The organism is Acinetobacter sp. ANC 3832, assembly GCF_002135415.1.
Classification (GTDB): domain Bacteria; phylum Pseudomonadota; class Gammaproteobacteria; order Pseudomonadales; family Moraxellaceae; genus Acinetobacter.
Genome location: NZ_NEGJ01000018.1, coordinates 11,768 through 26,680, shown reverse-complemented (window position 1 = coordinate 26,680; position 14,913 = coordinate 11,768). Strand labels below are relative to the sequence as shown.

Annotated in this window: 14 protein-coding genes; 6 read left to right on the top strand and 8 right to left on the bottom strand. The window is 35.8% G+C overall.

Annotation, left to right across the window (positions count from 1 at the left end):
- Positions 1-305: 305 nt before the first annotated feature.
- Both B9T35_RS16695 and B9T35_RS16690 read right to left on the bottom strand, forming a co-directional pair.
- On the bottom strand, positions 306-995 hold the full coding sequence (locus B9T35_RS16695; RefSeq protein ID WP_086192249.1) for a pirin family protein: 690 nt from the start codon (positions 993-995) through the stop codon (positions 306-308).
- Positions 996-1,269: 274 nt separating this feature from the next.
- Positions 1,270-2,511, bottom strand: coding sequence for a L,D-transpeptidase family protein (locus B9T35_RS16690; RefSeq protein WP_086192248.1), 1,242 nt, complete (start codon positions 2,509-2,511; stop codon positions 1,270-1,272).
- Positions 2,512-2,715: 204 nt separating this feature from the next.
- Between B9T35_RS16690 and hemE the strand changes: the two genes are divergently transcribed.
- From hemE to B9T35_RS16670, 4 genes are all read left to right on the top strand, one after another.
- On the top strand, positions 2,716-3,789 hold the full coding sequence (hemE, locus tag B9T35_RS16685) for a uroporphyrinogen decarboxylase (RefSeq protein ID WP_086192246.1): 1,074 nt from the start codon (positions 2,716-2,718) through the stop codon (positions 3,787-3,789).
- Positions 3,790-3,811: 22 nt separating this feature from the next.
- Positions 3,812-4,609, top strand: a complete 798-nt coding sequence (locus B9T35_RS16680) for a DUF817 family protein (RefSeq protein ID WP_086192245.1) — start codon at positions 3,812-3,814, stop codon at positions 4,607-4,609.
- A 132-nt stretch (positions 4,610-4,741) separates the two neighbouring features.
- On the top strand, positions 4,742-5,212 hold the full coding sequence (locus B9T35_RS16675) for a DUF3015 family protein (protein WP_086192244.1): 471 nt from the start codon (positions 4,742-4,744) through the stop codon (positions 5,210-5,212).
- An 85-nt stretch (positions 5,213-5,297) separates the two neighbouring features.
- Entirely contained in the window at positions 5,298-7,196 is a 1,899-nt protein-coding gene (locus tag B9T35_RS16670) for a DUF4105 domain-containing protein (protein ID WP_086192243.1), read from the top strand.
- 129 nt (positions 7,197-7,325) lie between these two features.
- On the opposite strand, the gene B9T35_RS16665 is transcribed toward B9T35_RS16670, so the two are convergent.
- From B9T35_RS16665 to B9T35_RS16640, 6 genes are all read right to left on the bottom strand, one after another.
- On the bottom strand, positions 7,326-8,072 hold the full coding sequence (locus B9T35_RS16665) for a hypothetical protein (RefSeq protein WP_086192242.1): 747 nt from the start codon (positions 8,070-8,072) through the stop codon (positions 7,326-7,328).
- Positions 8,073-8,290: 218 nt separating this feature from the next.
- Positions 8,291-8,839 (bottom strand): GTP cyclohydrolase I FolE, encoded by a 549-nt coding sequence (gene folE, locus B9T35_RS16660; RefSeq protein ID WP_171264313.1) that lies wholly within the window; start codon positions 8,837-8,839, stop codon positions 8,291-8,293.
- Between the two features lie 91 nt (positions 8,840-8,930).
- Positions 8,931-9,623: a Smr/MutS family protein gene (locus B9T35_RS16655; RefSeq protein WP_086192240.1), complete on the bottom strand. Its 693-nt coding sequence runs from the start codon at positions 9,621-9,623 to the stop codon at positions 8,931-8,933.
- A gap of 125 nt (positions 9,624-9,748) precedes the next feature.
- Positions 9,749-10,549 carry an indole-3-glycerol phosphate synthase TrpC gene (gene trpC / locus B9T35_RS16650; protein WP_086192239.1) on the bottom strand — a complete coding sequence of 267 codons (801 nt, stop codon included), beginning with the start codon at positions 10,547-10,549 and terminating at the stop codon, positions 9,749-9,751.
- 21 nt (positions 10,550-10,570) lie between these two features.
- Positions 10,571-11,617 (bottom strand): anthranilate phosphoribosyltransferase, encoded by a 1,047-nt coding sequence (gene trpD / locus B9T35_RS16645; protein WP_086192238.1) that lies wholly within the window; start codon positions 11,615-11,617, stop codon positions 10,571-10,573.
- 14 nt (positions 11,618-11,631) lie between these two features.
- Positions 11,632-12,219, bottom strand: a complete 588-nt coding sequence (locus B9T35_RS16640) for an anthranilate synthase component II (protein ID WP_086192237.1) — start codon at positions 12,217-12,219, stop codon at positions 11,632-11,634.
- 706 nt (positions 12,220-12,925) lie between these two features.
- Here B9T35_RS16640 and B9T35_RS16635 point away from each other — a divergent pair.
- Complete coding sequence (locus tag B9T35_RS16635; RefSeq protein WP_086192236.1) at positions 12,926-13,876, top strand: hypothetical protein; 951 nt, start codon at positions 12,926-12,928, stop codon at positions 13,874-13,876.
- A 197-nt stretch (positions 13,877-14,073) separates the two neighbouring features.
- A complete protein-coding gene (locus B9T35_RS16630; RefSeq protein WP_086192269.1) occupies positions 14,074-14,607 on the top strand; it encodes a GTP-binding protein in 534 nt (177 codons plus the stop codon).
- Positions 14,608-14,913 lie beyond the last annotated feature (306 nt).

Below are 14,913 nucleotides of genomic sequence, written 5' to 3'. Positions count from 1 at the left end.
AACTATATCTTTTTACAAAGATTAAATTAATTTTCAAGTTATTTCATAAACATCCTATATTTGTATTCAAAATTACTTTATGTTGCTTTTTTTAATCAGAATAAAAGGGTAGAGCAATATTTCTAGCTGTTCATTTCATTTTGAATAAGAGAGTTGCGGTATCACTCTATTTTTAATTTAAAAGTCATATGTGTTTTGTCGAGTAGGAAACAAAAAAACTTTAATTTATTATTTAGTTTTTCTAAATTAAAAAATAATGCGCACCTCAAAATCATGAAGTACGCATTATTTTATTGTTCATTTACTTATTCAGCAAGATCAAACCAAATCATTTGACTGTCTTCTAAAGCTTTCACCGTAGATTTATGATCAAAAATAAGTGCATCACCTGCTTTAATGATTTTATCATCAATCATGACTTGTCCAGTGATAACATGAACATAGTTCATTTTCTGAGTTGCCTCTATCGGAAGTTCATGACCTTTTTCCAAATATGCTGTTTTAACTTCGGCATTTTGGCGAAGATGCATGGGTGCATTTTCATTTGGTCCAACAATCAATAACCATTGATTCGGAGAGTGTTTAGGATCTTGTTCAATTTGTTGATACGTTGGCTCAGCATCTTGAATATTCGGGTGAATCCAAATCTGTAACATATGTACAGCTTCATCACCTTGATTCATTTCACTATGGCGCACACCAGTACCCGCACTCATGAGTTGCCATTCACCTGCATGAATATGACGTTCATTGCCCATACTATCTTTATGAGAAATCGTACCTTGCAATACACAGGTCAAAATTTCCATATTGTCATGTGGATGGGTTCCAAAACCATTATGTGCAGCAATAATATCATCATTAATTACACGTAAAGGACCAACACCCATGAATTTAGGGTTGTACCAACTACCGAATGAAAAACTATGTTTTGACTCTAACCAACCTGCTTTGACATGACCACGATCTTCACTGTGATGTAGATATGTATTCATGTTACACCTCTTTATTTTTGTCTATGAAGCTATAGTACAAATTTCTGAAAAGTGAATAAATAGCATGAATGCAATGTTTTGTTGCATTATTGGAACGATACTAATTTTGATTATAAGTCGTTCATTTTTCTATTTATAAAAGTAGTCATATTATTTCAAATTAACCACTTATGTTTTAAATTGATTCTTCTATCTATTGATATCTGCAAAAATAAAAGATATGAAAAAAGGTGCTTAATTTTAAAACTAAGCACCTTTTAGAATAGTGATGAAATTATTCTAAGAATTTAACGGTAACACCAGCTTTTACTTTTTTACCTAAATCATTTGCATCCCAGTTGGTTAAACGAATACAACCATGTGATGCTGTTTTAGAAATCGTAGATGGATTCGGAGTACCATGAATACCAAATGATTTTTTACTTAAACCAATCCAGATATTACCTACAGGTGCATTTGGACCTGGTGGTAATGAAAGTGGTTTACGGTTATTGCCTTGAAGGAAGTTACTTGGAGAGTAGCTATACCAAGGATTCTTCGCGACACCTGTTACTTTGTACGTTCCTGTTGGCGATGGTGTATCTGAACTACCAATCGTTGCGGGGAATGAACCGACCATTTGATTTTGTGCATTAAATAAATACAACTGTTTTGCACCTTTATGCGCAACAATCAAATGAATATTTTCAGGTAAATCATTGCGAATATTGGTCACAATAATTTTTTCGCCCGCTTTTTTAAAGCTCGCTTTAGGATTCAGTTTCTTTAAAAATTCTTCATCCATGTGGAATTTTTCACCCAGCATTTCAGTCACACGTGTGTAATACAAGCCTTTCATTTTTGCTTGTAATGCATAATCGTGTGGAATAGATGCAGCATAAGGACCTTTAATGTCTTCATCTGTAATAGTGTATTCAACATAAGCAGGTTTATTGCCTTGTTGAGCCACAAGTGCATCCCAAGTTTCTTTGGTGAGAACACCTGTTGCTTTAATTCCATTCATTTGTTGGAAAGACGCAATGGCCTTTAACGTGTTCATACCACTAGAACCGTCAATAGCACCAGGCGAAGCATGTGCATTGTTAAGCATGACATGCGCACGTGCATAAACAGGGAACTGACCTTTACCAATATTTTCATACCAAACAGCATTATTAATGCCGTCTAATGTCCACGATGCTTTTACAGCAGGTGTATTGGTTGTCGTTGATGCCGTCGTTGCTTTAGATGGCGCTGCGCCAACATCAGCACTCGTATCTTCCGTTTTTTCTAAATTTTGCAGGGTGTCTGCTGCTTGATTTAAGTCTTTTTGCTCTTGTTGAGAAATTTGGGTCTCACCTGAACGAGAGTCATCTGCAGAGGTATCAATTGCCAATGGATCAATCGGATCTTCAACAGCAACCGTAGAAGCAACTTTTTTAGGATTTAATGGTTGCTCAGCGGTGGTCGGTGCAGCAAATGCAGCGCCAGCGATAATGCAGCTTAAACTCAAAGCAAGTATTGAGCGTACGAACATGTAATTCAACCTTAAGAATTATTCATATTGATTTAAACAAAACCTCGCAAGTATTGCAGAAAAGCCAAAAAGGTGCAGTATTTGTTTTGTGTCATTATTTTATTTCTTATTGAACATTCAAGAAAAATTATGCTAAGGATATGATTATATTTGAAGCCTTTTTGCTATGATGGTCTAAATTTTAAATGTGGATTGGGAAAGTAAATGACGACCTTAAAAAATGATCGTTTTCTACGTGCCTTGTTGCGTGAACCAGTAGATACAACACCTGTATGGATGATGCGTCAAGCAGGACGTTATCTTCCAGAGTATCGTGAAACACGTGCAAAAGCAGGAGACTTTCTTTCTCTGTGTAAAAATACAGATTTTGCGTGTGAAGTCACTTTACAACCTTTGCGTCGTTATGATTTAGATGCAGCGATTTTATTTTCAGATATTTTAACAATTCCTGATGCTTTGGGCTTAGGGCTTTATTTTGAAGTGGGCGAAGGTCCAAAGTTTCATAAAACGATTCGTACAGAGCAAGATGTTGCTAATTTGCCGCAATTTAATGCGAAATCTGATTTAGCCTATGTCATGAATGCTGTAACTGCTATTCGTTCAGCATTGGGTGGTCAAGTTCCGTTAATTGGCTTCTCTGGAAGTCCTTGGACATTAGCGACCTACATGATTGAAGGTGGCTCAAGTAAAGATTTCCGCTTTACCAAACAAATGATGTATGCACAACCAGAAGTGTTACATGCATTATTAGATCGTTTAGCAGATGCTGTTATTGATTATCTCAACGCACAAATTGATGCAGGTGCGCAAGCAGTGCAAATTTTTGATAGTTGGGGTGGTGCATTAGCACATCGTGAATATCTTGAATTTTCACTCAAATATATGCAAAAAATAGTTGCAGGCTTAAAACGTGAAAATGAAGGGAGAAAAGTTCCTGTTATTTTGTTCACGAAAGGTGGTGGTCAGTGGTTAGAGCCCATGATTGCAACAGGTGCAGATGCTTTAGGTCTAGATTGGACAACGCCACTCAATGTGGCACGTCAAACTGCAAATGGTCGCGTCGCATTGCAAGGTAATTTAGACCCTGCAACTTTATACGGTTCATCATCTACCATTGAAAAAGCAACCAAAGCAATGCTTGATGATGCCTATGCCAATGGCGAAAAAACAGGTTATATCGCAAACCTTGGTCATGGCATTACCCAATGGGTAGATCCTGAACAACCGAAAGCATTTATCGATACTGTGCATGAATACAGTGCCAAGTATTTAGGTTAATACCATTTAGAACAGTGCTTTCATGTTATTGATTAAAACTTTTTTTGAGTTTTCATTTAAGGCAGCTTCAGCTGCCTTATTTGGTATTTTATTGCTTATTGCATTTGTTTTAACGGCATCAATGGGGAGTCATGAATTTTATGGTTTCTTTCGTTATGACTATTTACTGTTTTATGCACTGATTATTCAAGTTTGTTTAATTTATTTAAAGTTAGAGTCTTGGTCAGAAGCAAAGGTGATTGCACTCTTCCATATTATGGCAATGGGTATGGAAATTTTTCTTACACATCCACAAATTGCATCTTGGCAGTATCCACAACCTGCTGTTTTTAAAATCATGACCGTGCCTTTATTTGCAGGTTTTATGTATTCGGCAGTAGGGAGTTTCTTTGCAAGATCCTTACGTTTATACCAAGTCTCTTTTATCAAGTTACCGCAATTTTCTCATATGCTTGTTTTGGCTGTGTTGTCATATATTAATTTTATGAGTAAATTTTTTATTCCCGATTTCAGAAACTTACTTTTTGTATGGAGTATCTGGATTTTTTGGAAAACCAAGATACGTTTTGAATTGCAACATCATCAAATCGAGTTACCGCTCTTACCTATTTTATTGGTGCTTGCCTTTATCATTTGGATTGCGGAAAACATTAGTACATTTTATAAGATTTGGTTGTATCCCAGTCAGGTCGATGCTTGGCATATGGTTGGTCTAGGCAAGTTGGGTTCTTGGTATTTATTGTTACTTTTAAGCTTGGTTTTAGTTTTAAAAATTCTAGGAAATAGAGATACTTCAGGTCATTGGAGCTTAAAAATTTAAGCTACCAATAACAATTATGTCAGATTTTGATTTGCTATTTATTTTGAATGTGATAAAAATTTGTACTGTGTAATAAACTTTACACAATATGGAATATAAAAATTTATAGATTAAAAAATTCTGGAGAATTATATGTTAAAAAAAATCGCTTTAGCTGCATTATTGGCTGCTGGTTCTAGTGTTGCAATGGCTGATCCAGATGTAGGTTGTGGTGTTGGATCTCAAGTATGGGCTGGTCAAAAAGGTATTGTTCCTAAAATTTTAGCGGGTACAACAAACGGTATTTTTACAAACCAATTGCTGGGTATTACTTTTGGTACACTCGGTTGTGGTAAAGGCGGTACAGTAACAGCGCAAGTGGTTACTTTTACCAATGAAAACTCAGAAGCTTTAGCGCGTGATATGGCTGTAGGTCAAGGCGAGAGCTTAAACGTACTTGCAGAGTTGATGAACATTAAAGCGACTGATAAAGCACATTTCTTTGCAGTAACCAAAGCAAACTTCTCTGATATTTATTCAGTGGATAACCAAAATTCATTACAAGTTTTGACATCTATTCAACAAGTGATGGCAAAAGACGCTGTGCTTAAAGCATACGTTTAATTGATTGATCACAGAAAACCCTGCCATTCGGGCAGGGTTTTCTGTTTTTGACTGTTTCTTATATTTTAAAAATTGAATTGTTTGAATGAAAAAAATAATCTGTATTCTTGCTTTAGCTTTACCGAATTTTGTATTTGCGGCTTCCACAGAAAATAATGTGGCTGACTCATCGATTGATCAATGGATACAACGTGCTCAACAAAAACAGTTGGCCAAAGATATTACTTGGCAAAGATTATTATATGCTAATGCACAGGGTCAAAGTGATGTTCAATATTCAGGATATTTTTTGAATAAAAATGGGCAAAAAGATTTAAATGCAGAATTAAACACAGATATTCAGGCTTTATTTGCACAAGCAGATGCAAATCAATCGATTCGATGTCGTTTCCCTGCACGTAGCCAATGGCTCATGCAACAACTCGGGATTCAAGAACAACAATTACCTAAAGTAGAATGCCCCGAGTTTGATCAGTGGGTTGGGCAGATTAAGCCTTATAAAGCGACTTTAATTTACGCCACTGATTTTATGGGTAATCCAAGTTCTATGTTTGGACATACCTTATTACGCTTAGATCCGAAAGACCAAAAACAATTAAACCTTGTTTCTTATGCTGTCAATTATGCAGCAACAGTTAATGGTGGTGATAACTGGTCATATGCATGGAAAGGCTTAACAGGGCAGTATCCAGGTGAATATTCTTTAATGCCTTATTATCGGAAGGTGAAAGAATATGGGGATTTTGAAAGCCGAGATTTGTGGGAATATGAGCTCAATTTAACGTCAGAAGAAACTACTTTTTTAGTGAAGCATATTTGGGAAATGCAAAAAGTCAGTTTTCCTTATTATTTTGTCAGTGATAACTGCGCTTATCGTTTATTGGGCTTAATTGATTTAGTTAGACCGAGTTCAAATCTACAGAAACAATTTAATTATGCTTCTATTCCTGTGGAAACCATTAAATCAATTGATCAAGAAAACTTAATTAAAGATACAGTATATCGCCCTGCATTAGAAACGCAGCTTTTATCGCAGGCAAAGCAGCATGGTCATTCATTGGCAAAACAGGCGCATAAACTTGCTTTCGTAGATATTAAACAAATGCCTGAGATCATCCAAAATTATAATGAAGCTGATCGTGCCAAAATTTTAGAAATGGCCTATGACGATCTTTATTTATATTTTATTGGACGAAAAGTAACTGAAGATTTTGCTCAACCAAGATTTAGACAATTACTGGGTTTACGTAGTCAAATATCATTAGAGAAACAAAGACAAGAACCCCAGCGACCTAAAATTGATCCTGTAGATGGACATCATGCACGAAATTGGTCTGTAAATGCAGGCGATGTGCAAGGTGATGGTTTTGTTCAAATTGGACATCGTCAGGCCTATCATGATTTAAGAGATCCCCAAGGCGGTTTTAGAACAGGAACACAACTGTTATTTTTAGATGGTGCGGTTCAGTGGCGTGATGATGAGTTGAAACTTGAGCATCTCGATTTACTCACAGTGAATTCTTATAATCCAATTACGCCGTTTAAAACCCCAATAACATGGGGGTTTAATATTGCTTGGCAACAAGAAGCTTTATCCAATGGTCGTTTTAGTGAAGATGATCAACATGGCGTTTTTAGTATCAAAGGGCAGTCTGGTTATACGCTCGCTGATGATGATCGTAAGCATTTATGCTTTGCAGAATTACAAACTACACTTCAAGCAGGAAAATCTTTAGATCAAGGTTGGCGAGTCGGGTTAGGACCAACAGTCGGTTGTCAAAATCTGTGGTCAGATAAAGTGAATAGCCTTGTTCAAGTCGAGTTACCTTATTGGGAAGATTCACATCAATGGAATTTGCGATTGAATAGCATGTTGCAATACTCCATTAATCAGCAGAATTCACTACAAATCAATTGGGAATATCAGCAACAAGACAGCAAAGATTGGATGAAGACAGGACTGGGTTTTGTTCATTTTTTCTAAATATTTGATCTATAAATGATTTTACTTAAGGCTCTTGCTCCTTTCTTCAAAAAAAAGAAAGTTTATCAAAGAGAAAGAGCCTTATGTTTAAGACATTTAATATAAGCACAGTCTATATTTAGCGTTTACTTATTTAAAAATTTGACCAGACTGATTTAAAATTTCTTTATTATTTTTTTTGACACTGAGCGTGACATCAGGTGTTGCTGATTCACCGATGATATTTCGATAGACCACATAATTATAACTGCCACTTTTGAAATTAAAATAATGATTGCCCCCTGAGCCATCAAAAGTCATAGAACCATTATTTAAAACTAAATTCGGTTTGGTCGATTGAGGCTTTCCGATATTCCAAGCCGCATAGCGATATTGACCATTTGATAGCTCATCAATTCGGACTTGAAATTTTGCAGTTTTAAATTGAAGTTCAGGTTGTGCAAATTTTTTCAGTGTAGGATAAAGCATGGTTTTTTGTTGTGCAATCAATTGCTTTTTAAACTGTTGCTCCGCGGGGCTACTATAATTAATTGCTCTAATTTTTTCACCATCTAACCATACAGTACCATTATCTAGCATGACACCACGCCAACCGACATTCGACCATTGTGATAGTTTGGACTTGGCTATGGTTTGACGGAGTGTCTGATCAAACACTTGTGTGTAGCGTGTTTTCATTTCAGTGGTGTTTTGAATGTCCGGAATAGGATTTTCTCTGATCAATGGATAACGAATATTTTTTGCGATGTTATCCACATCATTTTTTTGAAATAGACGAATGATACTTTGTACTTCTTTTTGCTCTGTGGCATTTAAATTTCCTGCAAAGGCAGAGCTATTTAATACAAGCAGGGAAGTAATAATCATTTTTTTCATTGGAGTAAATCTTAAAATTTCAAAGTATAAAATATATTAACTCAAGAAAATTTTAAGCGTATACCTAATCCGTGAATATCTGTTTTATTAGCGTTTCTGGTTGAGAAATTATGATGTGTCGTGACTCATCATTATTAAGCTTTTGCATGATGCTTATTTAATAAAAAGTCTAAAAATAAAAAACCCCGATGTTTCGGGGTTTAAAAATTCAAGACTGCTTAATACGCTTCAGGAACTGCTTGTAAAAACTCGCGACGTGAATCTTTATCCGTTTTAAATTCACCCACAAAGGACACAGTACGAGTTGTAGACTCTTGTTTGCTCACACCACGCATCATCATGCACATATGGGCAGAATCAATCACCACTGCAACGCCACGGGCTTGAGTCACTTCAGCCACAGCTTCAGCAATTTGTTGCGTTAACTGTTCTTGAATTTGCAAACGACGCGCAAACATTTCAGTAATACGGGCAAATTTAGATAAGCCTAAAACATTACCATCAGGTAGGTAAGCAATATGTACACGACCATGGAAAGGCAGTAAATGATGCTCACAAAGCGAATAGAATTCAATATTCTTCACTAAAACCATTTCATGGTTATCGGAAGGAAAGACCGCATTATTGGTCACTTCTTCCAAAGTTTTGCTATAACCAGACGTCAAATACGAAAAAGCTTTAGCAGCACGCATTGGCGTATCTTTGAGACCAGGACGATTTAAGTCCTCGCCAACGGCAGTTAAAATATTGGCGTAGGATTGCTGCATAGACATAAAACGTGTTCACTTACACTGATTGAACAAGGTCGGCATTGTAGCAGAAAAACATGAAAAGTCAGACTACTACAAGATAAACCGCTTATTGATTAAATTTAGGGTTTTTCTCAGCACGTTTTAGGAGTACTAAAACGGCACCTGTACCCCCCTGATTTTCAGGTGCACTGACAAAAGCCAATACATCACGATGCTGACGAAGCCATCCATTGACATAGGTTTTTAAAACGGCATCAGGCCCTTTGCCATGCACAATTTTAAGCACATTTTGATTTTCATCTTTTGCCATCTGAATAATTTGTAAGACCGCAGAGCGAGCATCTTCCACTGTACAGCCATGTAAATCTACCGCTTCATACCAACGTAGATTACCTGCTTTTAAGTCTTCAAAAACCTTATGCTGTAAAGTCGCAATGCGATAGCTTAATGCTGCTTGACTGGCTACTGGGTTTAGCATAGCTTGTGTATCTGACAATTCTGCATGATCAAGTTCAGCAGGACCGATGGCAGAGGCACGTTTTGCCAATATCTTAGCATCAGGCTTTTTACGGGGGTTACGTTCAATTTTGGCAATATTACCATTATCGATGGCTTTAACACCGACTAAAGCTTTTTTAAACAAATCTGCATCATCAGGTTCTTCTTCTACAGTAACCTGAGCTTTCTGAGGCTCAGGTTGTGCTGCAAGCTTAGAAGAATGAGGATGAGTAATTTGTTTTTTAAACGCTTTCAAAAGATCTTGTTGAGCGTTTGAAAACGAAGAATCATGACTACTCATAACTTAAATTATCACTTAATGATGATTACTGTTTATTTGAAATTGATATCTTGCATAAGTATTTATCATCTTTATAATTTTCTCCCGAAAAATATAAATGAAGATATTTTATACAAGAGGTTTAATTATTTTGGCTGACCAAATAATGCTGTAAATGCATGATCTGGACGTGGTTGTTTCATAAAGCTTTCACCTACCAAGAATGCATGAATATCATTCTCTTGCATCATGGCAACATCCTCAGGTGTAGCAATACCACTTTCTGTAACCAATAAACGTGCTGGATCAAGTAACTTTTTCAAACGGATTGATGTCTTTAAATCGACATCAAAAGTTTTTAGATTACGATTATTCACACCCAAAAGACAACGATCAGGCAGTTTTAATGCACGCTCAAGTTCATCTTCATCATGGACTTCAACCAAAACATCTAAATTGTATTCAAATGCTGTTTTAGACATTTCTTCCAATTGCATATCAGATAGCGATGCCACAATCAGCAGAATACAATCTGCATGTAAAGCACGTGCTTCAACAACACCATAAGGATCAATTAAAAAATCTTTACGAAGTGCAGGAAGGGAACAGTGCGAACGGGCAATTTGAATATTTTCATCCGCGCCTTGGAAAAAATCAACATCCGTCAGTACAGATAAACATGCTGCACCTGCTGCTTCATATTGCTCAGCAATTTCCGCAGGATTAAAATTTTCACGAATAATCCCTTTAGATGGAGATGCTTTTTTAATTTCAGCAATTACCCCAGGACGTTTGCTTTGCACAGCTTGAGCAAAACCACGTACAGGTGTTGCAGCCAAAGCCAACTCTTCAACATCTTTTAAACTACGTTGTTTTAAGCGAGTCGCAAATTCTTGGTATTTACGATCTACAATTTTACCTAAAATGGTATTGGCAATATCAACCATAATAATAATTCCTGTATAGCCTTAAGCTTCGTATTCTTTGAGTGTTTTGGTAAATTCAGACAATACGCTCATTTTTTCTAAAGCTTGTCCGCCATAAATAATATCATGTGCCAAAGCCACGCCTTGTTTGTAGTCTTTGGTTAGACCTGAAACATAGATGCCTGCACCTGCATTCAGGGCAATCATATTGGCAGCTTTTTCACCCTTCGCTGATTTTTTCTTACCTAAAGCGTCTTTAATAAGCATTAGACTTTCAGCCGCACTCTCTACAGAGAGTCCCATAAGTGTTTGTGATTCTATATCAACATCTTCAGGGTTAATCATCCATTCAGTGATTTCACCATCTTTTAATTCAGCAACATAGGTGGGTGAAGCAAGGCTGATTTCATCTAATCCATCTCTAGAATGAACCACCATTACATGCTCAGCACCCAATTGTTTCATAACTTCTGCCATTGGTAAGCATAGTTCATTGGAGAACACACCAATCACAAAGCGTTTTACCCCAGCCGGATTCGTAAGCGGGCCGAGTAAATTGAAAATACTACGGAAACCCAATTCTTTACGTGGGCCAACTGCATATTTCATTGCTTTATGATGATTCGGTGCAAATAAGAAACCCACGCCCATTTCACGGATACAACGTTCAGTTTGTTCCATGTTGAGGTCAAGTTTAATATCTGCTTGTTCCAATAAATCAGATGATCCAGATTTAGATGACACACCACGGTTACCGTGTTTGGCAATGGTGGCACCTGAAGCCGCAATGACAAAAGAAGAAGCTGTTGAAACATTAAATAAGTTTTGGCCGTCACCGCCTGTACCGACAATATCAATTAAATTTGGAATGTCACTGACATCAATTTTAATGGCAAACTCACGCATCACACGTGCAGCAGCGGTGATTTCATCAATACTTTCGCCTTTTAAACGAAGTCCCATCATTAATGCACCAATTTGGGCATCACTTGCTTCACCACGCATGATGGTGCGCATGACGTCTTCCATTTGTGGCTGAGTCAACTCAATATTTTTGGTTATATTATTTAAAGCTTGTTGAATATCCATGATTTTGGCTACGCTCATTCTGCATAAATGTCTAAAAAGTTTTTGAAGATTTGGTGACCATGTTCGCTCAAAATAGATTCAGGATGGAACTGCACACCTTCAATAGGTAGTGTCTTATGTTTTACACCCATGATTTCTTCGATTGAACCATCTACTTGATTGGTCCAGCAAGTTAGCTCTAAACATTCTGGTAAAGTTGCTTGATCAATCACTAAAGAATGATAGCGAGTTGCAGAAAAGGGAGAGGGTAAATTGCTAAAAATACCTTTGTCACTATGATGCATGTCCGATAAACGACCATGCATGACCGTTTTGGCGCGAATAATATCACCACCAAAGGCTTGTCCAATGGCTTGATGCCCTAAGCAAACACCGAGTAAGGGGATTTTCCCTGCAAAGTGTTGAATAGCTGGAATAGAAATTCCAGCTTCGCTTGGAGAGCAAGGACCAGGACCAATCACTAAATATTTTGGTTGCCATCGCTCAATATCTTCTAAAGTCACGGCATCATTACGGACTACTTTTACTTCCTGATTTAACTCGCCAAAGTATTGCACGATGTTATAAGTAAATGAGTCATAATTGTCGATCATCAAAAGCATGAGACTAACCTTATTAACATATTGAAATTTATGCACTCAATGGTGCTTTACGGTCTTTAAATACTCGTCAATTTGCAACTGAAGGTTTTTCATTAAAAAATGAGTTTTCTTCATTAAATGTTGTAAAAATAGAGTGTTTGTAATCATACCAAAAAACAGCGCATCCTGTTTATATATTTCTATATAGCGATGGGATTGGCTTAAGCGTCACTTTACGATTTTAAAATACGTAAATCATGAGATATCAATTTATATTGAGTTGGAATTTGTCATTTAAAAAATAAAGGATATTCGTATATGAGATTCAAAGTAAAAAATAATGAAAAACGATCAAATTTTGATTAAAAAAATATGATGACTGATTGCTAATTTTGATGTCAGAAATTTATTTTGTTCAACAAGTTTTAGATGTTTATTAAGTTTATTTAAATATTATTCACTACTTGTTAATAATAACTTTAAAGCCTTTATCATGGTTACATTTATTCCTTTTAATTCAGATTTAAAGCTTAAAAAATGATTGTAAATGCAAATGGTTATAGTATTGTTGGTCGCTAATAGATTCATATTTGATCTTTAATATCATCTTCACAAAATAATTTTGGAATAATAAGGTAAAAATCAAGTTTTATAACAATGATTCATTTTATTTTATTGAAGCTAAGTGTTAAATTGATCACAGATAATGGGGCGTGCAGGGGGCTAAATGAAAGAAAGAATTAAAATTGCAATTTTTGGCTTAAGTCTCAATGTACTTGAAAGTATTAAGCAGAAAGTCCGTTTATTATATGATGATACGCTTGAAGTCAATTGGGCGAATATTGCCGACCCACATTTAGATATTCTTCTTGTAAATGATATGTTTTTTGGTTCTCCAACGATTCAAAACTTGGTCGGATCTCAACAAGTCCCTTATTTAAGATTAATCAATAAAAATGAAAAATCTGGCTCAATAGAAGGCGATAAACTTTATTTACCTTTTTTACCAACTGATGAAATTCGGAGTTGGTTTAAAGATCGTTATCATCATGTTCCAATGAGTCAAAAGACTGAAAGGTTTGTATCACAAATTGCCAAAACAGTGGATTTAAATAAAATTTCACAAGAGTTCTTTAATGAACGGAATGGCAATTTACAAATTTTTGATGGTCACGGCAATATGGGCTTGATGAATACACGCACTGAACAAGTTTGGATAGATTCGGAACGTAAAATACAAGGTACAGATTCAACTTTGAATTATACCTACGCAACTATGCAAATGGCACAAACTGCAAGTATGAAGCAAGGTACAGATTTACGTTCTTGGTTGTGGAATATTTTTTGGTTCTCAGAAAACTTAGGTAAAGATCATTCTGTTTCCACATTCTATAAATTGCAATATTGGCCACAGCCAAACTCAATTCAAGATCGACAGCATATTTTTAAAATTGCGGCGTGTTTTGAAAAGGGTGCCAATATTTCTCAAGTTGAGAAAAGATTGGATCTATCTGTTCAGAATATTCAAAAATTTGTTTCAACTGCGTTATTGACCAATGCTTTGAAAGAAATTCCAGAAAGTGAAGCAAAGCTTGTTCAAGAGGAAGTTAAACCATCTGATAATAGTAGTGGCTTAAGAGGTTTCTTTGGTAAGTTAAGAAGAAAACTTGGACTTTAATGATTGAAGATTTTGGTTAACTTATAAATCATAATTTTAAAACGGTTATAAAAAATATCAATAAAGTTATTTTTTAATAAAATTAAACAGATCAAATAATGATTCATTGGCTTTTTTTATTTGAAAGTAAAAAAGCTTTATACAAGCGATTTAGCCAATTGAATATTTATAGCACAATATAAAAAAGGGGAATGTCAGTGATTCTACAGAAATATAAAATAGTTTTTGGTGGCACGATGGGTGCAGGTAAAACTGAAGCGATTAAGTCATTATCCGAAGTTGCTGTGCTTTCTACTGAAGCTGTTAATACAGATGAGCAATCACATAGTAAAGCATTAACCACGGTCGGCATTGATTATGGTGAAATTAAATTAGAAGATGGTGTTGTTGTTGGTCTGTATGGTACGCCTGGGCAGGATCGCTTTGATTTTATCTGGTCAGTGATTTGTAAGGGTGCAATTGGTGCGGTTATTTTAATTGATCATTCGCGTAAAAATGCTTTGGAAGACCTCCAATTTTATTATGATTCGTTTAAAGAGCATGTCGGGAATATCATTGTAGGTATTACCCATGTAGATGAAGATCCACAACAATTATTAAAAAAATATCGTGATTGGATGTCTATTCAAAATTATAGCATGCCTGTATTTGCCGTAGATGCACGTGAAAAAGACGATGTGTTGCTGATGGTAGAAGCATTAATTGCACGTGCTGAAGTTGAGTACGCTTAACGTAAAAGTGCCTTTTGAGTTTTATAACTTTATGTTTCATTCAAAATATATTCATGAAATTTTTATAGTGCAGAACAATATTTATAGCACCAAATAAAGTCATAAAAGCTTATTTGCACAAAAATGGTGCGCTCATGTTGTGCTTTGTAAATTAAACGTAAGAACAGTGTGTGAATATGGTGCATTTATAAGAGTAGACAGTATAATAAGTCTGAAGAGAAGACTGTATCGCTTGAATACCAATAGAGAATTCAGTGTTTTAGCTTTTCTTTTTAAAGTTGGTACGAGAATTGCTTAATAGATACC